This window comes from Serratia sp. BNK-10, from assembly GCF_047456065.1.
Classification (GTDB): Bacteria; Pseudomonadota; Gammaproteobacteria; order Enterobacterales; family Enterobacteriaceae; genus Serratia; species Serratia ureilytica.
This window is the reverse complement of the sequence record NZ_CP179894.1, coordinates 3,370,489-3,394,952: the sequence shown is the minus strand read 5'-3', so window position 1 is coordinate 3,394,952 and position 24,464 is coordinate 3,370,489. Positions and strand designations below refer to the sequence as shown.

The window sequence follows — 24,464 nt, the reverse complement described above, 5'->3', positions numbered from 1 at the left end:
GTGGTGGAGAGATCGCTAGAGAAACCGCGCCTTTTACAGGCGAAATCACCTATGTAGGCGCGGCGATTGGGAATTTTTTAATCGCCGCTTTTTATTTGTAACGTGGTAGGAAATCCCCTACGCAAACGTTTTCTTTTTCTGTTAGAATTCGCCGCGAATTGGATGCAGGGGCGATTCATCATTGGAATAGTTCATGGTCTGGATTGATTACGTCATTATAGCGGTGATTGGATTTTCGGCTCTGGTGAGCCTGATCCGAGGGTTTGTTCGCGAAGCATTGTCACTTGTGACATGGGGATGTGCGTTTTTTGTTGCCAGCCATTTCTACTCTTACCTTGCGGTCTATTTCACTCGTTTTGAAGATGAACTGGTGCGAAACGGCATCGCGATCGCGATTTTGTTCATCGCGACCCTGATCGTAGGGGCTATTGTTAACTATGTGATTAGCTCACTGGTAGAGAAAACCGGGCTGTCGGGCACCGACAGGGTGCTGGGCATCTGCTTCGGCGCATTGCGCGGCGTGTTGATCGTTGCGGCGATCCTGTTCTTCCTGGATACCTTTACCGGCTTTTCACAAAGTGCCGACTGGAAACAGTCGCAGCTGATTCCCCAGTTCAGTTACGTCATCAGGTGGTTCTTTGACTACCTGCAGAGCACGTCGAGTTTCTTGCCGACCCAATTGCCGGGGCGGTAGCGCTGATGAGGAAAAGACAACATGTGCGGTATTGTCGGTATCGCCGGTTTTATGCCGGTAAACCAGTCGATTTATGATGCGCTGACGGTGCTTCAGCACCGTGGCCAGGATGCCGCAGGCATCGTCACCATTGACGCCCACAACGGGTTCCGTTTGCGCAAAGCCAACGGCCTGGTGAAGGATGTGTTTGAGGCGCGCCATATGCAACGCTTGCAGGGCAACATGGGCATTGGCCATGTGCGTTACCCGACGGCCGGCAGCTCGAGCGCCTCTGAGGCCCAGCCTTTCTACGTCAACTCGCCGTTCGGCATTACGTTGGCCCACAACGGCAACCTGACCAACGCCCATGAGCTGCGCCAAAAGCTGTTCGAAAGCGGCCGCCGCCATGTCAACACCACCTCCGACTCGGAAATCTTGCTGAACGTGCTGGCCAGCGAGCTGGATCGCTTCCCGCATTATCCGCTGGAGGCCGACAACATCTTTACCGCGGTCGCCGCCATGCATCAGCAACTGCGCGGCGCTTACGCCTGCGTGGCGATGATTATCGGCCACGGCCTGCTGGCGTTCCGCGACCCGTACGGCATTCGTCCGCTGGTGATCGGTAAACGCACGCTGGAAGATGGCCGCAGCGAGTATATGGTGGCTTCCGAGAGCGTGGCGCTGGATACCCTGGGCTTTGAATTCCTGCGCGACGTGGCGCCGGGCGAAGCGGTGTACATCACCACCAAAGGCCAGCTGTTCACCCGCCAGTGCGCAGAGAATCCGAAAACCAATCCGTGCCTGTTCGAATACGTTTATTTCGCGCGCCCGGACTCCTTTATGGACAAGATCTCGGTCTACAGCGCCCGCGTACGCATGGGCCAGAAGCTGGGCGAGAAGATTGCCCGCGAATGGGAAGATCTGGACATCGACGTGGTGATCCCGATTCCGGAAACCTCCTGCGACATCGCGCTGGAGATCGCGCGCATTCTCGACAAACCCTACCGCCAGGGCTTTGTGAAGAACCGCTACGTCGGCCGCACCTTCATCATGCCGGGCCAGCAGGCGCGTCGTCAGTCGGTGCGCCGCAAGCTGAACGCCAACCGCGCCGAGTTCCGCGACAAGAACGTGCTGCTGGTGGATGATTCCATCGTGCGCGGCACGACCTCAGAGCAGATCGTCGAGATGGCGCGCGAAGCGGGCGCCAAGCGCGTGTACCTGGCTTCCGCCGCGCCGGAAGTGCGTTTCCCTAACGTCTACGGCATCGACATGCCGAGCGCCAACGAACTGATCGCCCACGGGCGCGAAGTGGATGAAATCCGCCAAATCATCGGCGCCGATGGGCTGATCTTCCAGGACCTCGACGATCTGATCGAAGCGGTGCGTGAAGAAAACCCGGACATCACCCAGTTCGAATGCTCGGTATTCAACGGCATCTACGTGACCAAAGACGTCGATCAAAGCTATCTGGAATACCTGGAGTCGCTGCGCAACGACGACGCCAAGGCGCTGCGGGGACAAACCGAAGCGGAAAATCTGGAACTGCATAACGAAGGCTAACCGCCTGCGTTGATCCATCAGGGGGCATCGCCGCGTCTGCGGCGGTGCGCCTTGCTCCTGTGAACTTGCTTATCCCTCGCCATTGCGGCAAAGTCTGCCTGATCTTATTTTTTACTTTTTTACGGCAGAGGCCATTCTTCATGAAACGACTCATCATCGGCATTTCCGGCGCCAGCGGCGCGATCTACGGCGTGCGCCTGTTGCAGGTCTTGCGCGACGTCGCAGAGGTGGAAACCCATCTGGTGATGAGCAACGCTGCAAGGCAGACGCTGGCGCTGGAAACGCCGTACAGTCTGCGTGAAGTGCAGGCGCTGGCCGATGTGGTTCACGATGCGCGCGATATCGCCGCCGCCATCTCTTCCGGTTCCTTCAAAACCCTGGGCATGGCGATTTTGCCTTGTTCAGTCAAAACGCTGTCCGGCATCGTCAACAGCTACAGCGACGGGCTGCTGACCCGCGCCGCCGACGTGGTGCTGAAAGAACGCCGCCGCCTGGTATTGTGCGTGCGTGAAACGCCGTTGCACCTTGGGCACCTGCGGCTGATGACGCAGGCGGTGGAAATGGGCGCGGTGATCATGCCCCCGGTGCCGGCGTTTTATCACCAGCCGAAAAGCGTGGAAGACATCATCGATCAGACCGTCAATCGGGTGATCGACCAGTTTGATATCGAATTGCCGGCCGATCTGTTCACCCGTTGGCAGGGTGCTGATTAACATTTTCATCCCCAAATTGGTACATTTGTGCAACACCGCACTGAATTAGGGCGGCGCATGCACCATAATGATCCCACTTCATCACGTTCACTGTTTCATGGCGCCGTCCTGTCGCGGCTGCCAGTGGCGCGGCCCCGAGCGGCCGATTTAATTTTGCGGTTATCGTCCCAGGAAACAGTATTGTGAAGGCCGGAGCCGTTCCCTCCGCCCGTAGCACCTAATGTGGCACGATTACTGCAAATTGATTTGGTGGGGAAAAGTAATGCCCGTAGTGGCATCAAAAAAATCAATTTGAGGGTAATTTATGAAAAAGCTGGTTAAGGTTCTTCCTTTAGTCTTGGCTTTGGCGGCCGCAAACAGCGCATTCGCCGCTATCCCATCGACATTGAAGATTGGCACCGATCCGACTTATGCGCCGTTTGAATCCAAAAACGCCAAAGGCGAGCTGGTCGGCTTCGATATCGATTTGGCCAAAGAGCTGTGCAAACGCATAAATACCCAATGCACCTTCGTGGAGAGCGACTTTGACGCGCTGATCCCATCCCTCAAGGCGAAAAAGATCGACGCTATCATCTCTTCGCTGTCCATCACCGAAAAACGCCAGCAGGAAATCGCCTTTACCGACAAGCTGTATGCCGCCAACGCCCGCCTGATCGCGCCGAAGGGGTCTAAGCTGTTGCCTACCGTGGATGCGTTGAAAGGCAAGAGCGTGGGCGTGCTGCAGGGCACGACCCAGGAAGCCTACGCCAACGCCATGTGGCAGCCGAAGGGCGTCACCGTAGTGCCTTATCAGAACCAGGATCTGGTCTACGCCGATCTGGCCTCCGGGCGTATCGACGCCGCCTTCCAGGATGAAGTGGCGGGCAGCGATGGCTTCCTGAAACAGCCGCCGGGCAAAGACTATGCGTTCGCTGGCGAATCGGTGAAGGATGACAAATTCTTTGGCGTCGGCACCGGCATGGGGCTGCGCAAAACCGATACCGAGCTGAAAGCGGCGCTGGACAAAGCCTTCGCCGAGATGCGCAAAGACGGCACCTACGATAAATACGCGAAAAAGTACTTCGACTTCGACGTCTACGGCGGCTAATCCGCTAACCGTTCCATGCTGTGACTGCGGGGCCGGTGCGCCGGCTCCGATGGTTCGGATCCTAGACGACAGGGTGAAGTAGATGCTGCAAGGCTATTCCCAACTGATTTTCGAGGGGGCTCTGGTGACGCTGGAGTTGGCCCTCAGTTCCGTATTGTTGGCGGTGGTGATCGGGTTGATCGGCGCCGGCGGCAAACTCTCCCACAACCCCCTTATTTCCGGCCTGTTCGGCGCTTACACCACGCTGATCCGCGGCGTGCCCGATCTGGTGCTGATGCTGCTGATTTTTTATGGCCTGCAAATCGCCTTGAACAACATCACCACGCTGCTCGGTTTCTCGCAGATCGATATTGACCCGCTCGGCGCCGGCATCATTACCCTCGGCTTTATTTACGGCGCGTACTTTACCGAAACCTTCCGCGGCGCCTACTTGGCGGTGCCGAAAGGGCAGATTGAGGCGGCGACGGCCTACGGCTTCAGCGGCGCGCAGATCTTTCGGCGCATTTTGTTCCCGGCGATGATGCGCTTCGCCTTGCCGGGCATCGGCAACAACTGGCAGGTGATCCTGAAGGCAACGGCGCTGGTGTCTATCCTTGGCCTGAACGACGTGGTGAAAGCCACGCAGTTGGCGGGGAAAGGCACCTATCAGCCGTTCTTCTTCGCCATCGTAGCCGGCGTGGTTTACCTGATTTTCACTACCGTTTCCAACGGCGTGCTGTTGTGGCTTGAACGGCGTTACTCACTGGGCGTCAAGAGGGCCGAGCTATGATCGAGATTTTGCAACAGTATTGGCAGTCGCTGCTGTGGAGCGACGGCTACCGTTTCACCGGCGTGGCGGTCACGCTGTGGCTGCTGATCGCCTCCGTGGTGATGGGCGGGCTGCTGGCGATCCCGATGGCGGTGGCGCGCGTCTCTTCCCTGCGCTGGGTGCGTTTCCCGGTGTGGCTCTACACCTACGTGTTTCGCGGCACGCCGCTGTACGTGCAGTTGCTGGTGTTCTACTCCGGCATGTACAGCCTGGAAATCGTGCGCGGCAGCGAGTTTCTCAACGCGTTTTTCCGCAGCGGGCTCAACTGCACCATCCTGGCGCTGACGCTCAACACCTGCGCGTATACCACCGAGATCTTCGCCGGGGCGATCCGCTCGGTGCCGCACGGTGAAATCGAGGCCGCCAACGCCTACGGTTTCTCGCGCTTCAAGATGTATCGCTGCATCATTTTGCCTTCGGCGCTGCGCACCGCGCTGCCGGCCTACAGCAACGAAGTGATCCTGATGCTGCACTCCACCGCGCTGGCGTTTACCGCCACCGTGCCGGACCTGCTGAAGATTGCGCGCGACATCAATGCCGCGACCTATCAGCCGTTTTACGCTTTCGGCATTGCGGCGGTGTTGTACCTGATCATCTCCTACGTGTTAATCAGCCTGTTCCGCAAAGCTGAAAAACGCTGGATGGCACACGTTAGTCACTGATAAATGACGGGAAGAAAAACCATGTCTGAGAATAAATTAGCCGTCACGGAACTGCACAAACGCTATGGCGATCACGAGGTGCTGAAGGGCGTCTCGCTGGCGGCCAACGCCGGGGATGTGATCAGCATCATCGGCTCCTCCGGCTCCGGCAAAAGCACCTTTCTGCGCTGCATCAACTTCCTCGAGAAGCCGAGCGAAGGCTCGATCAGCCTGAACAACGAAGATATTCGCATGGTGCGCGACAAGGACGGCCAGCTGAAGGTATTCGACAAGAAGCAGCTGCAGCTGCTGCGCACCCGCCTGACCATGGTGTTCCAGCATTTTAACCTGTGGAGCCATATGACGGTGCTGGAGAACGTGATGGAGGCGCCGGTGCAGGTGTTGGGGCTGAGCAAGGCCGACGCGCACGAGCGCGCGGTGCGCTACCTGGATAAAGTGGGCATCGACGAGCGGGCGCGCGGCAAGTACCCGGTGCACCTGTCGGGCGGCCAGCAGCAGCGCGTCTCCATTGCCCGCGCATTGGCGATGGAGCCGGAAGTGCTGCTGTTTGACGAACCGACGTCGGCGCTGGATCCCGAGTTGGTGGGCGAGGTGCTGCGCATCATGCAGAAGCTGGCGGAGGAGGGAAAAACCATGGTGGTGGTGACGCACGAAATGGAATTTGCGCGCCACGTTTCGAACCACGTGATCTTCCTGCACAAAGGGTTGATCGAAGAGCAGGGCCCGCCGGCCGAGCTGTTCGGCAATCCCAAAAGCCCGCGCCTGCAGCAGTTCCTGTCCGGCGCGTTGAAGTAACCTCAGATCAGCGGGCTTCGGCCCGCTGATTGACAAGGTCATCCAATGCCTGTTCCAGCTCCAGATAACGGAAGTGGAAACCGGCCTCTTCCAGGCGCTTCGGCACCGCCCGCTGGCCGCCGAGCACCAGCACCGCCGCTTCCCCCATCAACAGCCGCATGACGAACGCCGGCACCCGCAGAAACGCCGGGCGATCGAGCACGTTGGCCAATTGGGCGGCGAATTGCTCGTTGTGCACCGGGTAGGGAGCGACCATGTTGAACGGGCCGCTCAGGGTGGCGTGATCCAGCAGATAAATAATGCCGTTGACCATGTCTTCGAGGTGGATCCACGGCAGGTATTGGCGACCGTCGCCGATCGGGCCGCCGAGCCCGAAGCGGAACGGCGGTAGCATTTTGGCCAGCGCGCCGCCCTGTGGCGCCAGCACCACGCCGGTGCGCAGCAGGCAGACGCGGGTGGCGTCGCTTTGCGCCTGCAGCGCCAGCGCTTCCCAGCGTTGACACAGCTGGTGGGTGAATTCGTCGTGCGGCGGCTCCTCTTCGGTCACCACCGCCTGCCCCTGATCGCCGTAGTAGCCGACGGCGGAACCGGAAATCAACACGCCGGGGGGCGTGCTGCCGGCCTTGATCAGCTTCGCCAAGCGTTCGGTCAGATCCCAGCGGCTGCGGCACAGCTGCTCTTTCTGCTGCGCGCTCCAGCGCTTGTCGGCGATAGGTTCGCCGGCCAGGTTGATCACCGCGTCAAATTCATCCAGCGATTGCCGGTCGTCCAGCGTTCGCCAATAGCTCGGCCGGTCGCCCAGCCGGGCTCGGGCTCGCCGTTCGTCTCGGGTCAGCACCGTAATGTGGTGAGAAAGCGCCAGCAGTCTTGCCGTCAGGCTGCTGCCTATCAATCCCGTTGCGCCGGTGATCAGGATCCGCATGGTCGACCTCCCTGAATTAGTCCCGGCGGTAGCTCATGGTCATGGAAACCGAGTCGGCGTAGCGCAGGGCCAGAAGTTTATCTATCTCCACTTCAGCATAGGTCACCCAGGCGTGTTCTTTTACGATATCGAGCACATCCTGCGTTAATTTTTCCAGCAACGCGAAACGGTTATCTTCCACATGGCGGATGATCGCTTTGGTGATGGTGCGGTAGTTGAGCGCATCGGCGATATCTTCGCTGTTGCGCGCCTTGTCCGCCGGGTAGTGGATCACCACGTTGATCAGGACGTCCTGTCGGTTGTTGATTTCCTCTTCCTTGATACCGATGAACGTGCGCAGCCGCAGATTTTTAATGCGAATAACGGCGTCGGGTTGACTGAAAGACATCAGAGATTCTCCATAGGTCTGATTATTAGCGTTCAGAATACACGGAAAGTAGGGAAATGATAACGCAGGGACAATGTGACTCCCCGGCCGACGGGGAGTCGGGGGAGGCACTTAGGCTTGTTCGGCCAGTTTGTAGGCGCGCTCGGTCGCCGGGCGATTGCTGATGCGCTCGAACCAGTTGCGCACCGCCGGGTAATCCGCCAGATCGATGCGCTGGCGCGGATGCGATACGACCCACGGGTAGGTGGCGATATCGGCGATGCTGTAGTTATCGCCGCCCAGGTACGGGTGTTTTTGCAGTTCAGCTTCCAGCACGCCGTACAGCCGCTTGGTCTCCAGATGGTAACGCTCGATGGCGTAAGGCACCGGCTGCGGCGCGTAGTGGTTAAAGTGGTGATTCTGCCCGAGCATCGGCCCGAATCCGGCCACTTGCCAGAACAGCCACTGCAGGGTAGCGGCGCGTTCGCGCAGGCCCTTGCTCAGCAGCTTGCCGGTCTTCTCCGCCAGATACAGCAGGATTTCCCCGGATTCGAACAGGCTGATCGGCGCGCCGCCGTCCACCGGTTGCTGATCGACGATCGCCGGGATTTTGTTGTTGGGAGAAATGCTCAGAAAGTCCGGTTTGAACTGCTCGCCGGCGCTGATGTTTACGCGATGGATACGGTAGGGTAAGCCGACCTCTTCCAAAAACAAGGTGATCTTGTGACCATTGGGAGTAGGCGCGTAATACAGGTCAATCATGTTGCCTCCTGCGGTAAGGTGATCTGTAATTCATTACACGTTGCTGCGGTCTTCGCCGCGCACAAAGGTATATCAGAGATCCAACAATAGCAGCTAAGGATAGCAGGCTATGTGGGATTCGTCCGATGCTATCTGCGCAGTTGGATCACAATTCTCCACCGGGGCGGGCGGCGGTTTGCCGCACGGCGCCGGCGCGGTAAAATGGCGCTTATTTCCCTCTATAGGACAAGGTTATGAAGCTGATGTTCGCCTCGGATATCCACGGTTCGCTGCCGGCTACCGAACGCGTGCTGGAATTGTTCGCACAACACGGCGCCGACTGGTTGATTCTTCTGGGTGATTTGCTGAATCACGGCCCGCGCAACGCGCTGCCCGCCGGGTATCAGCCCGCTCAGGTTGCCGAACGATTGAATCGCTATAGCGACAAGATCATCGCCGTTCGCGGCAATTGCGACAGCGAGGTCGATCAGATGCTGCTGACGTTTCCCATCGAGGCGCCCTGGCAACAGGTTTTACTGCAAAAAAGACGATTGTTTTTGACCCACGGTCACCTTTATCATCCCTCGGCACTGCCGCCGTTATCCTGCGGTGACGTCTTGGCCTATGGCCATACGCATCTGCCGCAGGCGGAGCGGCAGGGTGAGATCTATTGCTTCAATCCGGGCTCGGTCAGCATCCCGAAAGGGGGCTTTCCCGCCAGCTACGGCATGTTGGAAAGCGGCACTTTGCGCGTGCTGACGCTCGACGACGGCAAGGTCGTCGCGGAGGTGGCGTTAACACGCTAAACGCACTAATTTATACACACACAATAAAAATCTTTGAAAAACACTCATTGATTAACCAGCGCGCGGGATTGCATCGCGCCAAAATAGAAGGTTTTAGAGGATGGCGGAACAGGGTCAGGCTGCAGATACCGAGTGGGTTGATATCGTCGACGAGCAAAACGAGGTGATTGCTCAATCCAGTCGTCAACAGATGCGGGCGGAGCGGCTGCGTCATCGTGCTACCTATATTGTGGTGCATGATGGGATGGGAAAAATTCTGGTGCAGCGTCGCACCGAGATCAAGGACTTCTACCCGGGCTGGCTGGACGCGACGGCGGGCGGCGTAGTGCAAAGCGGTGAAAACGTGCTGGATTCGGCGCGCCGCGAGGCGGAAGAGGAGCTGGGCATCGCCGGCGTGCCTTTCGCCGAGCACGGTCTGTTCTACTTCGAGGAAGAGCAGTGCCGGGTGTGGGGGGCGCTGTTCAGCTGCGTATCGCACGGGCCGTTCGCGCTGCAGGAAGAAGAAGTGGCCGAGGTGTGCTGGCTGACGCCGGAAGAGATCACCGCCCGCTGCGACGAGTTTACCCCGGATTCGCTGAAGGCGCTGTCGCTGTGGCTGACGCGCAACAATGAACAGGATTACGGCAAGCCGCTCGACAATCACTGAGCCGCCTGCGCATGGAAAAGCCGGTCATCGACCGGCTTTTTTTACGGGCGGATTCAGCAGCTGTCGCGGCGGCACAGCGTGGCGGGCAGGGAGCCTGGCGGCTGCCAGGGATGCTCGTTCAGCCGCGCCAGCAGCGCCTGGCCGGCCTGAATGCCGATATCGCGATGCGGAATGGTCATGGTGGTCAGCGGCGGCTGGCACACCCGGCTGAACTCGCTGTTGCCGAAGCCCACCACCGCCAGATTATCCGGCACCTTGATGCGCCGCCGCTGGCATTCATACAGTACGCCGCCCGCCAGTTCGTCCGACGCGCACACCAGCGCGTCCAGCTCCGGCCAGGCCAGCAAGAATTCCGGCAGCTGCTGCGCGCCGGTGCTGAAGCTGGCGGGCTGCGCGGCGTTGATGACCCGATGCGGCGACATATGGTTGCGCAGCAGCGCCTTGTGCCAGCCCTGCAGGTGCTGCTGGAAAATCCACTGCTCCTGATTGGCGCACAGCAGCCCGACATTCTGGTAACCGCTGGCGATCACCGTTTGCGTCAGCTGATACATGGCCGCCACGTAATCGATGCCGATGCTCATGTCGATCGGATCGGCGCGTACGGCACCAATCTCCACCACCGGAATGTTGGCGGCGATCAACGCGTTGCGGGCATTTTGCGAATGCTCGACGCTGAGCAGCACCGCCGCCGCCAGGTTGTAAGAGAGCAGCGTCTCCAGCAGTTTCTCCTCGCGTTCCAGGTGGTGCTGCGACTCCGCCAGCATGATGTGATAGCCGGCGGGCTGCAGCACTTTCTGCAGGCCGGCGAACATTTCGGCGCAGCCGGATTCGGACAGGCTGGGCACCACCATGGCGATGGTGTAGGACGAGGCCGAGGCCAGCGAGCTGGCGGCCAGGTTGGGCAGATAGCCCAGCTCGTTTACCGCCGCGTCTATCTTCTCGCGCAGTTTGTCCGAAACCTGTTCCGGCGTGCGCAGCGCGCGCGACACCGTCATGGTGCCGACGCCCGCCAGCTGCGCTACGTCAGCCAACGTCACCCTGCCTGTGCTGCGGCGTTTTTTACCGATCGACATGCCTAATCCCGACTGAAATGCGCGCGCGGCGCATAAAGATTGTGATGGTGGGAAGCCGACGGCGCGGCTTCGACGATCCCAGTATGCGGCACATTCTACCCCGTAACCCGGAAGAGCGAGAAAAAATTGTGGTTAACGCCGCGCCGCGGCATGGCGTTTTGATAGCGCTATCACAGTTCTGCATGATAGCGCTTTGGTAGCGCTATCTTTGTGATGCCAATCACTGTGCAGCCGAGAGGGGTTGATTAAAGTTTTACCGTCGTCGGTGAATTAATCACCGGCCGAAACCATCAACGCTTGGGAGGGTAACGTGCTGAAAGAATGGCTGACCGCCGATCATATACAGCTGTGCGAACGGGTGGAGGACTGGCGCCAGGCGGTAACGCTCAGCGCGCAACCGCTGCTGCAACGCGGCGTGATTACGCCGAATTACCTGACGGCCATCTTTCATCAGCAGGAGCAGCTTGGCCCCTACTTCGTCCTGGCGCCGGGCATCGCGATGCCGCACGCGCGGCCGGAGCAGGGCGCCAACGCGCTGGGGCTGTCGCTGTTGAAGATCCACCAGGGCGTGAATTTTCATTCTGCGGATAACGATCCGGTTCAGGTGGTGGTGATGCTTTCCGCACCCGACGGCAACAGTCACATTGAAATGATTTCGCAGTTGGCGGAATTATTTTCCGATAACACGGCGATGGAGGCGTTATTTCACGCCACAGACAAACGGCAAATTGAGGATATTATCGCCCGCTATTAACGTTTAATCACCAGGAACATTATTAATGCCCATAACGTCGGGAATATTCCCGGCGGCGCTACCCTACACGCTAAATTCAACAGGTGGATATCATGAAAATCATGGCGATTTGCGGTTCAGGTCTCGGCAGCAGCTTTATGGTGGAAATGAACATTAAAAAGGTGCTGAAAAAGATGGGCGTGGAGGCCGAGGTCGAACACTCCGATCTGTCGTCCGCCACTCCCGGCGCCGCCGACGTGTTCGTGATGGCGAAAGACATCGCCGACAGCGCCAGCGTACCGGCCGAGCAGCTGGTGGTGATCAGCAACATCATCGACATTAATGAGCTGGAAGCCAAGCTGCGCGCTTACTTCGAAGCCCACTCAATCATCTGAATAAAACGATTGGCGAGGTGGATATGTTTATCCAGGAAACGCTTAAGTTTGTGGTGGATATATTAAAGGTGCCTTCGGTACTGGTCGGGCTTATTGCGCTGATCGGTTTGCTGGCGCAAAAGAAATCGTTTTCCGACGTGGTGAAAGGCACGGTAAAAACCATTCTCGGCTTTATCGTTTTGGGCGGCGGCGCCACGGTATTGGTCGGATCGCTCAATCCGCTGGGCGGCATGTTCGAACACGCGTTTAATATTCAGGGCATCATTCCGAATAACGAAGCCATCGTCTCCATCGCGCTGGAGAAATACGGCGCTTCCACCGCGCTGATCATGGCGTTCGGCATGGTGGCGAATATCGTGGTGGCGCGCTTTACCCGATTGAAATACATCTTCCTCACCGGCCACCACACCTTCTACATGGCCTGCATGATCGGCATCATCCTGACGGTGGCGGGCTTCGAGGGCGTACAGCTGGTGTTCACCGGCGCGCTGACCCTGGGGTTGGTGATGGCGTTCTTCCCGGCGATCGCCCAGCGCTATATGCGCCGCATCACCGGCAACGACGATATCGCCTTCGGCCACTTCGGCACCCTGGGCTATGTGCTGTCCGGTTGGATCGGCTCGAAAGTGGGGAAAAACTCGCGCTCGACCGAAGAGATGAACCTGCCGAAAAACCTCAGTTTTCTGCGCGACAGCTCCATTTCGATCTCGATGACCATGATCGTCATCTACCTGATCCTGGCGATCTGCGCCGGGCGGGCCTATGTGGAAAGCGAGCTCAGCGGCGGCCAGAACTACCTGGTGTATTCGATTATCCAGGCCATCACCTTCGCCGCCGGGGTATTCATCATCCTGCAGGGCGTGCGCTTGATTCTGGCAGAGATCGTGCCGGCGTTCACCGGCTTCTCGGAAAAACTGGTGCCTAACGCGCGGCCGGCGCTGGATTGCCCGGTGGTTTACCCCTATGCCCCCAACGCGGTGCTGATCGGCTTCCTGTTCAGCTTCCTCGGCGGGTTGGCCGGGCTGTTCCTGCTGGGGCAACTGAAGATGGTGTTGATCCTGCCCGGCGTAGTGCCGCATTTCTTCACCGGCGCTACCGCCGGGGTGTTCGGCAACGCCACCGGCGGGCGGCGCGGTGCGATGCTGGGCGCTTTCGCCAACGGTCTGCTGATCACCTTCCTGCCGGTGCTGCTGTTGCCGGTACTGGGGGCGCTGGGCTTTGCCAACACCACCTTCTCCGACGCCGACTTCGGCGCGATCGGCATCCTGCTGGGCAACATGGCGCGCTTTATGTCTAAAGAGATGATCATGCTGGCGATTGTCGCCGTGTTTGCGCTGCTGGTGGCGCATAACTTCCTGGGAAAACGCAAAGGCGCGCCGGCCGCTGACCGCGTCGAGAAATAACGAGGGCAGAGTGATGAACGACACAACGAGCGAAATGGAAATTGAAGAGCTGCGCGCCCTGGCGCGCGCCATCCGCCTGGAAACATTGAAGGCGTTGACCGGTCTGGGGTTCGGCCACTACGGCGGCTGTATGTCGGTGGTCGAGACGCTGGCGGTATTGTACGGCGGCGTGATGCGCATCGATCCGGCGGATCCGGACTGGCCGGAGCGCGATGACTTCGTGCTGTCGAAGGGGCACGCCGGCCCGGCGCTGTACAGTACGCTGGCGATCAAGGGCTACTTCCCGCTGGCGGAGTTGCAAACCCTCAATCAGAACGGCACGCGCCTGCCGAGCCATCCGGACCGGCTGCGCACGCGCGGCGTGGATGCCACTACCGGCTCGCTGGGGCAGGGCGTGTCGATCGCCGCCGGCATGGCGCTGTCCCATCGGCTGGCGGGGCGCCGCAATCGGGTGTTCAGCATCCTCGGCGACGGTGAACTGAACGAAGGGCAGTGCTGGGAGGCGTTCCAGTTTATCGCCCACCACAATCTGAACAACCTGACGCTGTTTATCGATTACAACAAACAGCAGCTGGACGGCGCGCTGGACGAGGTGATCCAACCGTTCGATCTGGCCGCCAAGTTCCGCGCTTTCGGCTTTGAGGTGCAGACCATCAAGGGCGACAACATTGCGGCGCTGCTGGCGGCGGTGAGGCCGGCGCGCGGCGGAGAACAGCGGCCGCTGGCGATCGTGCTCGACAGCATCAAGGGACAGGGGGTGACCTATTTGGAAAACCTGTCGAACTCACACCACCTGCGCCTGACGCCGGACGTGCAGCAGGAGATTGAAAAAGCCATCGCCGAACTGGAGGCCGCCCATGTTTAACGTAGTGACGCAGTTGGAAAACGACGCCGTCGAAATGCGCAAAGTCTATGCCGGCGCGGTCCGGCGGCAGATTGAAGCGGGCGCGCCGATCATCGCGCTGGAGGCGGATCTGATGAGCTCCATGGCGATGGACGGCGTGCATAAGGATCACCCGCAGCACGTGATTAACTGCGGCATCATGGAGGCTAACGTGATCGGCGTCGCCGCCGGGCTGTCGCTGACCGGCCGGGTGCCGTTCGTGCACACCTTTACCGCCTTCGCCAGCCGCCGCTGTTTCGATCAGCTGTTCATGTCGCTGGATTATCAGCGCAACAACGTCAAGGTGATCGCTTCCGACGCCGGGGTGAGCGCCTGCCACAACGGCGGCACCCACATGTCGTTCGAGGATATGGGCATCGTGCGCGGGCTGGCCCACTCGGTGGTGCTGGAAGTGACCGACGCCACCATGTTCGCCGACATTCTGCGCCAGCTGATGGATCTGCGCGGCTTCTACTGGGTGCGCACCATCCGCAAGCAGGCGACGCGCATCTACCAGGACGGCTCGCGCTTTACCATCGGCAAGGGCAACCTGCTGCGCGACGGCGACGATATCACGCTGATCGCCAACGGCATCATGGTGGCGGAGGCGCTGAAGGCGGCGGAGATGCTGGCGCGGCAGGGCGTCAGCGCGGCGGTGATCGATATGTTCACCCTCAAGCCTATTGACCGTGAGCTGATCAAAACCTACGCGGCCAAGACCGGACGCATCGTCACCTGTGAAAACCACAGCATTCATAACGGGCTGGGGTCGGCGGTGGCGGAGGTATTGGCGGAGGAATGCCCGACGCCGATGCGGCGCGTGGGGGTGAAGGAGCGTTACGGCCAGGTGGGCACCCAGGCGTTTTTACAGCAGGAGTATGGCCTGACCGCCGAGCAAATTCTGGAGGCTGCCGGGCAGTTGCTGCAAAAGTAGTTTTTGAGTCAATAACAACTGCTGTAACGAATGAGGCTCGGTGCTCTGGAGAAAGCATATACCTTCCAACCCGGAATTTGAGTCATGACTCACGTATTATTAACTGATAAGCCCCTTAGGGGGCTTTTTGTTTTCGGTGAATATAGGTGGCCAATGCTTGGGTAAAAAGAGATAATAAAAATAATGCAATAAATACAATGAGTTATATTCATGTGGTGAATAATGATAACAGCAAGGGGCTCATTCAGAAGGCTGACGCTAGGCGAGATCACGCTATCCCGCTCTCTCTATACCCTCATCATGATGATGTTGCTCAGTGGCTGTATGCTTGAAAAGCAACGTTTTTACACTACGGATATTACGCTGCGGGGAAATGATCTCTGTTTTTCTTTACCGCAAACCTACCCAACACAGAGTGGCAGGGTCAGTCTGGTCAGTATCGCTATTGAACAACGGTTGGATAGCCAAACGCATTAACTCTGGCGCAGGAGCACTCTACCACCGAAGCCCGTTGAGACTATTACGCCCGGCCAATGTATCCCATACTCGTTCAAGGCATTTGAGAGCAATGTGCCCTACACCGTGGCAATCAGCACCGTAGATCCTCAGGATGCAGATTCCAAACGTTTCTGGCAGCGCAGTTTCTCGCTGAAAATCAGCGACGGCAAGATTTTGCAGGTTATTGTCAGCGCGGAGTAATAAAGCCAAAGAGGGATGAATGAAATGACAAGAACGGCAATGTGTGTGAAGCGAAGTGATAGGCATAACGCTTGAGAGAGTGCCGTTGGGTTTCTGCACCATAAATTACATCCGGCTCTCAAGGAGGAGATTATGGCCGTGGTTCCATTACTGCCGCCAGGCGGTTTTACTTTTCTTGCCAGAAACTTGCGCGAGGCGCGCAGGCAGGGGCAACCGCGCAACATGGCGTTGCCTGGTACTTACTATTGGTTCTACCATCAGGTAAAAAATCGGGGCCCCTGGGATTACAAACAGCAAAATCGCGCCTTGGCTAACTTTGGTAATTTCAATTATGGTGCAACCGGTACCGCGGCTGGAATTCCCGCAGATATTTTGTTGATGGGCGCTGGATTTGCTCAGTCACGTGCAGGAACATCGCGGTTAGAATGGAGTCATTGGTATCAACGCCCGCCGTATGGTGATGACCCTCGGGATCAATATTGGATCAAACAAGGAATTGATTATGCAACTCGGCATGGTTACTAAATGGGCTCATCGGCTATTGACGACGGTTTTGTTGGTTATTGTCGTTGGCTTTGCGGGGTATTGGTATGCCACCCGCGAGACTTATGACGATAAGCTCTACAGCAAAAAGCAGTTGACCGACGAGATTTGGCTCTATGTCACCGAGTACCAGAATGCGGGGGCCACCGACACGGATGTGTATCGTTACTATTTGAACGGAAGCCTGGATGGCGACCCTATCAACGTGCTGAGTCAAAGCGCGCCAATTTTGACGGCGGATCGGGCTGATGCAACTATCCGCGGCGAGGGCAACCGCGTCACCATCAATTTTTCCGGGAAGGTGTATTCCTTTACGAATTCGGCATTTTTCTATGCCACGAACAGCCAAATCCCCATCATGCCTACCATTGATTTTTCTGCACGGGGCGTCAGCGCTTGGCGATGATGGTGGGTGCTGCGGATTTGGCGGGTATTGTCTAAAACAGCATCATCACCAAGAATATCAGGCATAAAAAAGCCAGTCAGGATTACCTGACTGGCTTTTTTTAACGGTTTATTACGCCTTGGCGGCGGCAGCGTCAGCCTGGGAAGACTGGATCGCCGTCAGCGCGACGGTGTAGACGATATCGTCAACCAGTGCGCCGCGCGACAGGTCGTTCACCGGCTTGCGCATGCCTTGCAGCATCGGGCCGATGGAAACCAGGTCAGCGGAGCGCTGTACCGCTTTGTAGGTGGTGTTGCCGGTGTTCAGATCCGGGAAGATGAACACGGTCGCCTGGCCGGCCACCGGCGAGTTCGGCGCCTTGGACTTGGCGACGTCGGCCATGATGGCGGCGTCGTACTGCAGCGGGCCGTCGATGATCAGATCCGGGCGTTTTTCCTGCGCCAGACGGGTCGCTTCGCGCACTTTCTCTACGTCGCTGCCCGCACCGGAGTTGCCGGTGGAGTAGGAGATCATCGCCACGCGCGGCTCGATGCCGAAGGCCGCGGCGGAATCCGCAGACTGGATGGCGATTTCAGACAGCTGCTCGGCGGTCGGATCCGGGTTGATCGCGCAGTCGCCGTAGACCAGTACCTGGTCAGGCAGCAGCATGAAGAACACGGAGGAGACCAGCGAGCTGCCCGGTGCGGTTTTGATCAGCTGCAACGGCGGACGGATGGTGTTGGCGGTGGTGTGAACCGCGCCGGAGACCAGGCCGTCGACTTCGCCTTGTTCCAGCATCAGGGTGCCGAGCACCACGTTGTCTTCCAGCTGCTCGCGCGCGACCACTTCGGTCATGCCCTTGCTCTTGCGCAGCTCAACCAGACGCGGCACGTAGTTTTCACGCACTGCGACCGGATCGACGATTTCGATGCCTTTGCCCAGCTCAACGCCTTGCGCTGCCGCGACGCGCTGGATCTCGTCCGGGTTGCCGAGCAGCACGCATTCCGCGATGCCGCGTTCGGCGCAGATGGCCGCCGCTTTCACGGTGCGCGGCTCGTCGCCTTCCGGCAGCACGATGCGCTTGCCGGCTTTACGCGCCAGCTCGGTCAGCTCGTAACGGAACGCCGGTGGAGACAGACGGCGTGAACGCTCAGAGGCAGCGGTCAACGAGTCGATCCACTCGGTGCTGATGTGGCTGGCCACGTAGTTCTGCACTTTCTCGATGCGCTGGTGGTCGTCCGCCGGCACTTCGAGGTTGAAGCTCTGCAGGCTCAGCGAGGTTTGCCAGGTGTTGGTGTCAACCATGAACACCGGCAGGCCGGTTTGGAAGGCGCGTTCGCACAGCTTCTTGATCGGCTCGTCGATGGCGTAGCCGCCGGTCAGCAGGATGGCGCCGATTTCCACGCCGTTCATCGCCGCCAGGCAGGCGGAGACCAGCACGTCAGGGCGGTCTGCGGAGGTCACCAGCAGGGAGCCAGGGCGGAAGTGTTCCAGCATGTGCGGGATGCTGCGCGCACAGAAAGTCACGGACTTCACGCGGCGGGTCATGATGTCGCCTTCGTTGACCACGCGGGCCTTCAGGTGGCGAGCCATGTCGATGGCGCGGGTGGCGATCAGATCGAAACTCCACGGCACGCAGCCCAGAACCGGCAGCGGGCTGTTGGCGAACAGCTGTGCAGGATCGACGTGGGCGATGCTGGCCTTGGTGGAGTCGTCGAAGATTTCGGACAGGTCAGGACGGGTGCGGCCCTGATCGTCGACCGGTGCGTTCAGCTTGTTGATGATCACGCCGGTGATGTTTTTGTTCTTGCTGCCGCCGAAGCTGGTGCGCGCCAGTTCGATGCGCTCTTTCAGCTGCGCCGGGGAGTCGTTGCCCAGCGCCAGCACGAAGACGATCTCGGCGTTCAGGGTTTTGGCGATCTCGTAGTTCAGCGCGTTGGCGAACTGATGCTTGCGGGTCGGCACCAGGCCTTCGATCAGCACCACTTCCGCGTCTTTGGTGTTCTCGTGGTAACGCGCCACGATCTCTTCCATCAGCACGTCTTGCTGGTTGGAGCTCAGCAGGCCCTCAACGTAGTCCATGCGCAGCGGTTCGGCCGCCGGAATGGTGGAGTTGCTGCGGATGATGGTGGTGGTCTGGTCGAGTGCGTTGTCGCCGGTGCGCGGTTGAGCGATAGGTTTGAACACGCTCAGACGAACGCCTTTTTGCTCCATGGAGCGGATGACACCCAGGCTGACGCTGGTCAGGCCGACGCTGGTGCCGGTGGGGATCAACATAATAGTACGTGACACAGAATAGTCCTCTTCACGATTAACATGAGGCTAAAACAACACCGTCAGCCTGGGCTGACGGTGTTTTGAGAGCATTACGCGGTCAGGCGGGATGCGTCCTGCGCGATGACCAACTCTTCGTTGGTCGGGATCACCAGCGCCAGGCGGCTGCCGTCTTTGGTGATGGCGCCGGATTTGCCGAAGCGAGCGGCCATGTTGCGGTCGTGGTCGATTTCGAAGCCCAGCAGGCCCAGTTTGTTCAGGGTCAGCTCACGCACCATGCCGGCGTTCTCGCCGATGCCGCCGGTGAAGATCACCGCGTCCAGACGGCCTTCCATCAGCGCGCTGTAGGCACCGACGTATTTGGCCAGACGGTGGCAGAACACGTCCATGGCACGTTTGGCGTCGGCTTTGCTGTCGTAGTTGTCTTCAACGTAACGGCAGTCGCTGGTGACTTCGGTCAGGCCCAGCAGGCCGGATTCTTTGGTCAGCATCTTGTTGATCTGGTCAACGCTCATGCCCAGAGAATCGTGCAGGTGGAAGATGATAGCCGGATCGATGTCACCGCTGCGGGTGCCCATCACCAGGCCTTCCAGCGGGGTCAGACCCATGGAGGTGTCAACGCACTGGCCGTTGCGCACTGCGGTGACGGAGCCGCCGTTGCCCAGGTGGCAAGTGATTACGTTCACTTCTTCCACCGGCTTGTTCAGCATCTTCGCGGCTTCTTGAGTCACGTAGAAGTGGCTGGTGCCGTGTGCGCCGTAGCGGCGAACGCCGTGGTCGCGGTACAGGCTGTACGGCAGGGCGTACAGGTAAGATTCTTCCGGCATGGTCTGGTGGAACGCGGTGTCGAACACGGCAACGTTCTTGTCAGCCAAGTGAGGGAAGGATTTCAGCGCTTCCGCGATGCCGATCAGGTGAGCCGGGTTGTGCAGTGGTGCAAACGGCACGGAATCTTTGATACCCTGCAGAACTTCGTCGTTGATCACGGCGGAAGCGGTGAACTTCTCGCCGCCGTGCACGATGCGGTGGCCGATAGCGGTCAGCTGCGCAGAAAGCTCTGGTTTTTGTGCCAGAATAGTATTAACAATGAAGTTCAGCGCTTCGCTGTGTGCAGCGCCGGCCCCCAGGGCAGCTTCGTGTTTGGCGCCGTCCATTTTCCACTTGATGCGAGCTTCAGGCAGGTGGAAACACTCGGCCAAACCGGAGAGGAATTCGTCGCCGTTAACGGCATCGATGATGGCGAATTTCAGAGAAGAACTGCCGCAGTTAAGAACCAGTACTAGCTTACTCGACATGGAAGTACCTACTTAAATAGTCGTGTTGTTAAAAGAAAATCGAACACACGTGGTGAATTAATCGTCAATCAGACAACAAGCGTAGCGCATAGTGCCGATGACATTTATGATTAACATCATGTGAAGTGCACAAATCACAGGATGATGGAAAAACCGATGATTTCTCTGCGGTTTAAATAATCTTGATTTTTATAGGGCTAAAAGTTGACAAAATTTACGTCATCTTCTACCGGCCACAAGGCCGGCTTAGGATACCGATAGCCCGGTGCAAACACAAAATAAATTTAAAGCTTCAAATTTTTTAGTATGGGCTCTGGCAGCACGCTTTTAGTTTCTTTACGTGACGTTGAGGTACGCAATGACGAGCAAACCGTCCGGTTCCGTAAGCTGGTTTCAGGTCTTCCAGCGCGGGCAGCATTATATGAAAACCTGGCCGTCAGACAAACGTCTGGCACCGGTCTTTCCGGAGAACCGCGTTGCGCGTGCCACCCGTTTCGCTATCCGTTTCATGCCGCCGTTGGCGATTTTCACGCTGACCTGGCAGATCGCGCTGGGCGGCCAGCTCGGCCCGGCGATCGCCACCGCGCTGTTCGCCTGCAGCCTGCCGATGCAGGGCTTGTGGTGGCTGGGGCGCCGTTCTGTTACGCCGCTGCCGCCGACGCTGCTGCAATGGTTCCATGAGGTGCGCAACAAGCTGACGGAAGCCGGGCAGGCGGTGGCGCCGCTCGAGGGCACGCCCACCTATCAGACGCTGGCCGATCTGCTTAAGCGCGCCTTCAAGCAGTTGGATAAAACCTTCCTCGACGATCTGTAATGAAAAGGCCGCGCTGATGCGGCCTTTCTCGTGAAAGCGCCAATAACCCCGGTTTAAATCAAAGAACGGTCGAGTTGTGATTTCCTGCGTTCTTGCGCTGTGCGATGCTCCCGCCATCATACAGAAATGAGGAAATCCTGATGGAAATGACCCATGCCCAGCGCCTGATCCTGTCGAATCAGTACAAGATGATGACGCTACTCGATCCGGACAACAGCGATCGTTATCGCCGGTTGCAAACCATCGTCGAACGCGGCTTCGGCTTGCAAATGCGCGAGCTGGATCGTGACTTTGGTGAACTGAGCGAAGAGGTATGCCGCACCATCATCAACGTGATGGAGATGCACCATGCGCTGCAGGTTTCCTGGGGCAATCTGAAAGAGAAGCAGGGGCTGGACGAGCGCCGCCTGGCGTTTCTCGGCTTCGACGCCGCCACCGAGGCGCGCTACCTGAGCTATGTGCGTTTCCTGGTCAACACCGAGGGGCGCTATACTCACTTCGATTCCGGCAGCCACGGTTTCAACGCCCAGACCAAAATGTGGGAAAAATACCAGCGTATGCTGGCGATCTGGCTGGCCTGCCCGCGCCAGTATCACTTGAGCGCCGTTGAGATAGCGCAAATCATCAATGCTTGATTAAAAAGAGGTTTTCTGTGGAGTGTAAGGGTTTTCTGTTCGATCTTGATGGCACCCTGGTGGATTCGCTGCCGGCGGTAGAGCGCGCCTGGACGCACTGGGCCGAGCGTCGCGGCGTCGATCCGCAAGCGGTGCTGGACTTCATTCACGGTAAACAGGCCATTACTTCTCTGCGCCACTTTATGCCGGGTGAAAGCGAAGCGGAAATTCAGCGCGAGTTCCAACTGCTGGAGCAGGTGGAAGCGCAGGATACCGAAGGCGTTCGCGCGCTGCCGGGCGCCATCGCGTTGTTGGAGCGCCTGAACGCGCTCGGCATCCCTTGGGCGATCGTCACCTCCGGTTCGGTGCCGGTAGCCGGCGCTCGCCGCCAGGCCGGCGGTTTGCCGCAGCCGGCGGTGTTCATCACCGCCGAGCAGGTTAAACACGGCAAGCCTCAGCCCGATGCCTACCTGCTGGGCGCCGAACGTCTGGGGCTGGCGCCGCACGAGTGCGTGGTGGTTGAAGACGCGCCGGCCGGCATTCTTTCGGGGCTGGCGGCGGGCTGCCAGGTGATTGCGGTCAACGCCCCGGCCGACGCGCCGAAGCTGGAGCAGGTTGACCTGCGGCTGGATTCGCTGGCGCAGATCGCCGTTGATAAAACGGCGCAGGGCGCGATCGTTCGCCTACTGGCCTGAGTGGCATTATCTTCACCCTAATTGATTAGACCCCGCCTTTGCGGGGTTTTTTTATGCTATTTTTTAAGCCCTTGGACATTTGCCGGATGAGGCCGTTTTGAACAGCGAATTACTGTGGGTGCTGAGTTTACTGCTGATTGCCATCGTGCTGTTTACCACCAACAAGCTGCGCATGGACGTGGTGGCGCTGTTGGTGATCATCGCCTTCGTGCTGAGCGGCACGCTCAGCCTGCAGGAGGCGACGGTCGGGTTCAGCGATCCCAACGTGATTCTGATCGCCGCGCTGTTCGTGATCGGCGAAGGGTTGGTACGCACCGGGGTGGCCTATCAGGTGGGCGACTGGTTGGTGAAAGTGGCCGGCAGCAGCGAAACCAAAATGTTGATGCTGCTGATGGTGACGGTCGCCGGGCTGGGGGCATTTATGAGCTCGACCGGCGTGGTGGCGATCTTTATCCCGGTGGTGCTCAGCGTGACGGCCAGAATGAAGATCGCGCCGGGGCGGCTGATGATGCCGCTCAGCTTTGCCGGGCTTATCAGCGGCATGATGACGTTGGTGGCCACGCCACCCAATATGGTGGTCAACAGCGAGCTGGTGCGCGAAGGCATCCATGGTTTCGGTTTCTTCAGCGTGACGCCGATCGGCCTGGTGGTGCTGGCGCTGGGGGTCGGCTACATGCTGATCGCCCGGCGTTGGCTGGGCAGCGGTGACACGGGCAAAGCCGGCGACGGCTGGCAGCGCCGCACCTTCCGCGATCTGATCCGCGATTACAGACTGACCGGCCGCGCGCGGCGGCTGGCTGTCCGCAGCGCTTCGCCGCTGATTGGGCGTTCGCTGGATGAACTGCACCTGCGTGCGCGCTACGGCGCCAACGTGGTGGGCATCGAACGCTGGAAACGCTTTCGGCGGGTGATGGTCAGCGCCTCCGGCAGCACCGAGCTGCGCGAGGGTGACGTTCTCTTGATCGACATGTCGGACAGCCAGATCGATCTGCGCGAATTCTGCGGCGAACAGCGGCTGGAGCCGATGGTGCTGCGCGGCGATTACTTCTCGGAACAGTCGCGCAACGTCGGCATGGCGGAGGTCTCGCTGATCCCTGACTCGGCGCTGCTGGGCAAAAGCCTGCGCGAAGCGGCGTTCCGCAGCCGCTACGATCTGAACGTGGTGGGCATCCGCCGCCACGGCGAGACGCTCGGCGGCAAACTGGTGGACGAGCCGCTGGAGCTGGGCGACATTTTGCTGGTGATCGGCGACTGGAAGGCGATCCGTCAACTGCAGGCCAAAACCCATGACTTTATCGTGCTCAACTTGCCGGCCGAAGTGGACGAAGTGGCGCCGGCCATCACGCAGGCGCCGCACGCGCTGTTTTGCCTGGCGTTGATGGTGGCGATGATGCTGACCGACGAAATCCCCAACCCGATCGCGGCGCTGATCGCCTGTTTGCTGATGGGCAAATTCCGCTGTATCGACATGGAGAGCGCTTATAAATCGATCCATTGGCCGAGCATCATTTTGATCGTCGGCATGATGCCGTTCGCGCAGGCGCTGCAAAAGACCGGCGGGGTCAGTCTGATCGTCAGTGGGCTGATGGATGTCGCCGGCGGCGCGGGGCCGCGCGTGATGCTGCTGTGCCTGTTCGTCTTGTGCGCGACCATCGGGCTGTTTATTTCCAACACCGCGACGGCGGTGCTGATGGCGCCGATCGCCATCGCCGCCGCGCGCGAAATGGGGGTATCGCCATACCCGTTCGCGATGATTATCGCCATCGCCGCGTCCGCCGCCTTTATGACGCCGGTCTCTTCACCGGTCAACACGCTGGTGCTGGGGCCGGGCAATTACAAGTTCGGCGATTTCGTGCGTCTCGGCGTGCCGTTCACCCTGCTGGTGATGGCGGTCAGCGTGATTGTGGTGCCGTGGCTCTACGGTTTTTAACGGCGCAGCGAGGC

The 24,464-nt window shown here is 59.0% G+C and carries 26 protein-coding genes; 20 read left to right on the top strand and 6 right to left on the bottom strand.

Annotated elements, in window-relative coordinates; translation table 11 throughout:
• The first annotated feature begins 193 nt into the window (after positions 1–193).
• From cvpA to hisP, 7 genes are all read left to right on the top strand, one after another.
• Positions 194–694, top strand: a complete 501-nt coding sequence (gene cvpA / locus ACMGG9_RS16370) for a colicin V production protein (RefSeq protein WP_004936119.1) — start codon at positions 194–196, stop codon at positions 692–694.
• Positions 695–715: 21 nt separating this feature from the next.
• A complete protein-coding gene (gene purF / locus ACMGG9_RS16365) occupies positions 716–2,233 on the top strand; it encodes an amidophosphoribosyltransferase (RefSeq protein ID WP_033632500.1) in 1,518 nt (505 codons plus the stop codon).
• A gap of 140 nt (positions 2,234–2,373) precedes the next feature.
• Positions 2,374–2,946, top strand: a complete 573-nt coding sequence (locus ACMGG9_RS16360; RefSeq protein WP_033643877.1) for a UbiX family flavin prenyltransferase — start codon at positions 2,374–2,376, stop codon at positions 2,944–2,946.
• Between the two features lie 304 nt (positions 2,947–3,250).
• The gene (gene hisJ, locus ACMGG9_RS16355) at positions 3,251–4,033 is read left to right on the top strand and encodes a histidine ABC transporter substrate-binding protein HisJ (RefSeq protein ID WP_033643876.1); all 783 of its coding nucleotides are present in this window, start codon (positions 3,251–3,253) and stop codon (positions 4,031–4,033) included.
• Positions 4,034–4,115: 82 nt separating this feature from the next.
• A complete protein-coding gene (locus tag ACMGG9_RS16350; RefSeq protein WP_033635345.1) occupies positions 4,116–4,802 on the top strand; it encodes a histidine ABC transporter permease HisQ in 687 nt (228 codons plus the stop codon).
• Positions 4,799–5,503, top strand: a complete 705-nt coding sequence (locus ACMGG9_RS16345; RefSeq protein WP_033643875.1) for an ABC transporter permease — start codon at positions 4,799–4,801, stop codon at positions 5,501–5,503. The genes ACMGG9_RS16350 and ACMGG9_RS16345 overlap by 4 nt, the downstream gene beginning before the upstream one ends.
• A 21-nt stretch (positions 5,504–5,524) precedes the next feature.
• Entirely contained in the window at positions 5,525–6,298 is a 774-nt protein-coding gene (gene hisP, locus ACMGG9_RS16340; protein WP_004936098.1) for a histidine ABC transporter ATP-binding protein HisP, read from the top strand.
• Between the two features lie 7 nt (positions 6,299–6,305).
• Here the strand turns inward: hisP and ACMGG9_RS16335 are convergent, their stop codons facing one another.
• From ACMGG9_RS16335 to yfcG, 3 genes are all read right to left on the bottom strand, one after another.
• A complete protein-coding gene (locus ACMGG9_RS16335; protein WP_414161568.1) occupies positions 6,306–7,220 on the bottom strand; it encodes a TIGR01777 family oxidoreductase in 915 nt (304 codons plus the stop codon).
• Between the two features lie 16 nt (positions 7,221–7,236).
• Positions 7,237–7,608 (bottom strand): dihydroneopterin triphosphate 2'-epimerase, encoded by a 372-nt coding sequence (gene folX, locus ACMGG9_RS16330; protein ID WP_025303682.1) that lies wholly within the window; start codon positions 7,606–7,608, stop codon positions 7,237–7,239.
• Between the two features lie 111 nt (positions 7,609–7,719).
• Positions 7,720–8,349 carry a GSH-dependent disulfide bond oxidoreductase gene (gene yfcG, locus ACMGG9_RS16325; protein WP_016926886.1) on the bottom strand — a complete coding sequence of 210 codons (630 nt, stop codon included), beginning with the start codon at positions 8,347–8,349 and terminating at the stop codon, positions 7,720–7,722.
• Positions 8,350–8,582: 233 nt separating this feature from the next.
• On the opposite strand from yfcG, the gene yfcE reads away from it, so the two are divergent.
• Both yfcE and yfcD read left to right on the top strand, forming a co-directional pair.
• Positions 8,583–9,134 (top strand): phosphodiesterase, encoded by a 552-nt coding sequence (gene yfcE, locus ACMGG9_RS16320; protein WP_033643871.1) that lies wholly within the window; start codon positions 8,583–8,585, stop codon positions 9,132–9,134.
• A 100-nt stretch (positions 9,135–9,234) separates the two neighbouring features.
• On the top strand, positions 9,235–9,780 hold the full coding sequence (yfcD, locus tag ACMGG9_RS16315; protein WP_004936086.1) for an NUDIX hydrolase YfcD: 546 nt from the start codon (positions 9,235–9,237) through the stop codon (positions 9,778–9,780).
• 53 nt (positions 9,781–9,833) lie between these two features.
• Here yfcD and ACMGG9_RS16310 read toward each other — a convergent pair whose 3' ends face one another.
• The gene (locus ACMGG9_RS16310; protein WP_042785105.1) at positions 9,834–10,853 is read right to left on the bottom strand and encodes a LacI family DNA-binding transcriptional regulator; all 1,020 of its coding nucleotides are present in this window, start codon (positions 10,851–10,853) and stop codon (positions 9,834–9,836) included.
• A 310-nt stretch (positions 10,854–11,163) separates the two neighbouring features.
• Here ACMGG9_RS16310 and ACMGG9_RS16305 point away from each other — a divergent pair, with 310 nt between their 5' ends.
• The 7 genes from ACMGG9_RS16305 to ACMGG9_RS16275 all read left to right on the top strand — a co-directional run bounded on the left by ACMGG9_RS16305 (position 11,164) and on the right by ACMGG9_RS16275 (position 16,849).
• A complete protein-coding gene (locus tag ACMGG9_RS16305; RefSeq protein WP_033643869.1) occupies positions 11,164–11,607 on the top strand; it encodes a PTS sugar transporter subunit IIA in 444 nt (147 codons plus the stop codon).
• 92 nt (positions 11,608–11,699) lie between these two features.
• A complete protein-coding gene (locus ACMGG9_RS16300) occupies positions 11,700–11,981 on the top strand; it encodes a PTS sugar transporter subunit IIB (protein WP_025303676.1) in 282 nt (93 codons plus the stop codon).
• A 23-nt stretch (positions 11,982–12,004) separates the two neighbouring features.
• Positions 12,005–13,384, top strand: coding sequence for a PTS ascorbate transporter subunit IIC (locus ACMGG9_RS16295; protein ID WP_004936074.1), 1,380 nt, complete (start codon positions 12,005–12,007; stop codon positions 13,382–13,384).
• A gap of 13 nt (positions 13,385–13,397) precedes the next feature.
• Positions 13,398–14,249: a transketolase gene (locus tag ACMGG9_RS16290; protein WP_342207708.1), complete on the top strand. Its 852-nt coding sequence runs from the start codon at positions 13,398–13,400 to the stop codon at positions 14,247–14,249.
• A complete protein-coding gene (locus ACMGG9_RS16285) occupies positions 14,242–15,201 on the top strand; it encodes a transketolase family protein (RefSeq protein ID WP_414161567.1) in 960 nt (319 codons plus the stop codon). Before ACMGG9_RS16290 ends, ACMGG9_RS16285 begins: the two co-directional genes overlap by 8 nt.
• A gap of 831 nt (positions 15,202–16,032) precedes the next feature.
• Positions 16,033–16,425 carry a polymorphic toxin type 44 domain-containing protein gene (locus tag ACMGG9_RS16280; RefSeq protein WP_198811068.1) on the top strand — a complete coding sequence of 131 codons (393 nt, stop codon included), beginning with the start codon at positions 16,033–16,035 and terminating at the stop codon, positions 16,423–16,425.
• The gene (locus ACMGG9_RS16275) at positions 16,403–16,849 is read left to right on the top strand and encodes a hypothetical protein (RefSeq protein ID WP_308347541.1); all 447 of its coding nucleotides are present in this window, start codon (positions 16,403–16,405) and stop codon (positions 16,847–16,849) included. The genes ACMGG9_RS16280 and ACMGG9_RS16275 overlap by 23 nt, the downstream gene beginning before the upstream one ends.
• A gap of 111 nt (positions 16,850–16,960) precedes the next feature.
• Here ACMGG9_RS16275 and pta read toward each other — a convergent pair whose 3' ends face one another.
• Positions 16,961–19,120, bottom strand: coding sequence for a phosphate acetyltransferase (gene pta / locus ACMGG9_RS16270; protein WP_033651943.1), 2,160 nt, complete (start codon positions 19,118–19,120; stop codon positions 16,961–16,963).
• Between the two features lie 74 nt (positions 19,121–19,194).
• The gene (gene ackA / locus ACMGG9_RS16265; RefSeq protein WP_004936063.1) at positions 19,195–20,397 is read right to left on the bottom strand and encodes an acetate kinase; all 1,203 of its coding nucleotides are present in this window, start codon (positions 20,395–20,397) and stop codon (positions 19,195–19,197) included.
• Positions 20,398–20,755: 358 nt separating this feature from the next.
• On the opposite strand from ackA, the gene yfbV reads away from it, so the two are divergent.
• The 4 genes from yfbV to ACMGG9_RS16245 all read left to right on the top strand — a co-directional run bounded on the left by yfbV (position 20,756) and on the right by ACMGG9_RS16245 (position 24,450).
• The gene (gene yfbV / locus ACMGG9_RS16260; RefSeq protein WP_004936061.1) at positions 20,756–21,211 is read left to right on the top strand and encodes a terminus macrodomain insulation protein YfbV; all 456 of its coding nucleotides are present in this window, start codon (positions 20,756–20,758) and stop codon (positions 21,209–21,211) included.
• Between the two features lie 140 nt (positions 21,212–21,351).
• Positions 21,352–21,846, top strand: a complete 495-nt coding sequence (locus tag ACMGG9_RS16255) for a YfbU family protein (protein WP_033643864.1) — start codon at positions 21,352–21,354, stop codon at positions 21,844–21,846.
• Between the two features lie 17 nt (positions 21,847–21,863).
• Positions 21,864–22,520, top strand: a complete 657-nt coding sequence (locus tag ACMGG9_RS16250) for a sugar phosphatase (RefSeq protein ID WP_033643863.1) — start codon at positions 21,864–21,866, stop codon at positions 22,518–22,520.
• Between the two features lie 97 nt (positions 22,521–22,617).
• Positions 22,618–24,450 carry an SLC13 family permease gene (locus ACMGG9_RS16245; protein ID WP_033643862.1) on the top strand — a complete coding sequence of 611 codons (1,833 nt, stop codon included), beginning with the start codon at positions 22,618–22,620 and terminating at the stop codon, positions 24,448–24,450.
• Positions 24,451–24,464 lie beyond the last annotated feature (14 nt).

Bases quoted from the DNA above. Each gene is read 5' to 3' on its own strand.
- cvpA (WP_004936119.1), top strand. From the start codon at position 194: ATGGTCTGGATTGATTACGTCATTATAGCGGTGATTGGATTTTCGGCT.
- purF (WP_033632500.1), top strand. From the start codon at position 716: ATGTGCGGTATTGTCGGTATCGCCGGTTTTATGCCGGTAAACCAGTCG.
- ACMGG9_RS16360 (WP_033643877.1), top strand. From the start codon at position 2,374: ATGAAACGACTCATCATCGGCATTTCCGGCGCCAGCGGCGCGATCTAC.
- hisJ (WP_033643876.1), top strand. From the start codon at position 3,251: ATGAAAAAGCTGGTTAAGGTTCTTCCTTTAGTCTTGGCTTTGGCGGCC.
- ACMGG9_RS16350 (WP_033635345.1), top strand. From the start codon at position 4,116: ATGCTGCAAGGCTATTCCCAACTGATTTTCGAGGGGGCTCTGGTGACG.
- ACMGG9_RS16345 (WP_033643875.1), top strand. From the start codon at position 4,799: ATGATCGAGATTTTGCAACAGTATTGGCAGTCGCTGCTGTGGAGCGAC.
- hisP (WP_004936098.1), top strand. From the start codon at position 5,525: ATGTCTGAGAATAAATTAGCCGTCACGGAACTGCACAAACGCTATGGC.
- ACMGG9_RS16335 (WP_414161568.1), bottom strand. From the start codon at position 7,220: ATGCGGATCCTGATCACCGGCGCAACGGGATTGATAGGCAGCAGCCTG.
- folX (WP_025303682.1), bottom strand. From the start codon at position 7,608: ATGTCTTTCAGTCAACCCGACGCCGTTATTCGCATTAAAAATCTGCGG.
- yfcG (WP_016926886.1), bottom strand. From the start codon at position 8,349: ATGATTGACCTGTATTACGCGCCTACTCCCAATGGTCACAAGATCACC.
- yfcE (WP_033643871.1), top strand. From the start codon at position 8,583: ATGAAGCTGATGTTCGCCTCGGATATCCACGGTTCGCTGCCGGCTACC.
- yfcD (WP_004936086.1), top strand. From the start codon at position 9,235: ATGGCGGAACAGGGTCAGGCTGCAGATACCGAGTGGGTTGATATCGTC.
- ACMGG9_RS16310 (WP_042785105.1), bottom strand. From the start codon at position 10,853: ATGTCGATCGGTAAAAAACGCCGCAGCACAGGCAGGGTGACGTTGGCT.
- ACMGG9_RS16300 (WP_025303676.1), top strand. From the start codon at position 11,700: ATGAAAATCATGGCGATTTGCGGTTCAGGTCTCGGCAGCAGCTTTATG.
- ACMGG9_RS16295 (WP_004936074.1), top strand. From the start codon at position 12,005: ATGTTTATCCAGGAAACGCTTAAGTTTGTGGTGGATATATTAAAGGTG.
- ACMGG9_RS16290 (WP_342207708.1), top strand. From the start codon at position 13,398: ATGAACGACACAACGAGCGAAATGGAAATTGAAGAGCTGCGCGCCCTG.
- ACMGG9_RS16285 (WP_414161567.1), top strand. From the start codon at position 14,242: ATGTTTAACGTAGTGACGCAGTTGGAAAACGACGCCGTCGAAATGCGC.
- ACMGG9_RS16280 (WP_198811068.1), top strand. From the start codon at position 16,033: ATGGCCGTGGTTCCATTACTGCCGCCAGGCGGTTTTACTTTTCTTGCC.
- ACMGG9_RS16275 (WP_308347541.1), top strand. From the start codon at position 16,403: ATGCAACTCGGCATGGTTACTAAATGGGCTCATCGGCTATTGACGACG.
- ackA (WP_004936063.1), bottom strand. From the start codon at position 20,397: ATGTCGAGTAAGCTAGTACTGGTTCTTAACTGCGGCAGTTCTTCTCTG.
- yfbV (WP_004936061.1), top strand. From the start codon at position 20,756: ATGACGAGCAAACCGTCCGGTTCCGTAAGCTGGTTTCAGGTCTTCCAG.
- ACMGG9_RS16255 (WP_033643864.1), top strand. From the start codon at position 21,352: ATGGAAATGACCCATGCCCAGCGCCTGATCCTGTCGAATCAGTACAAG.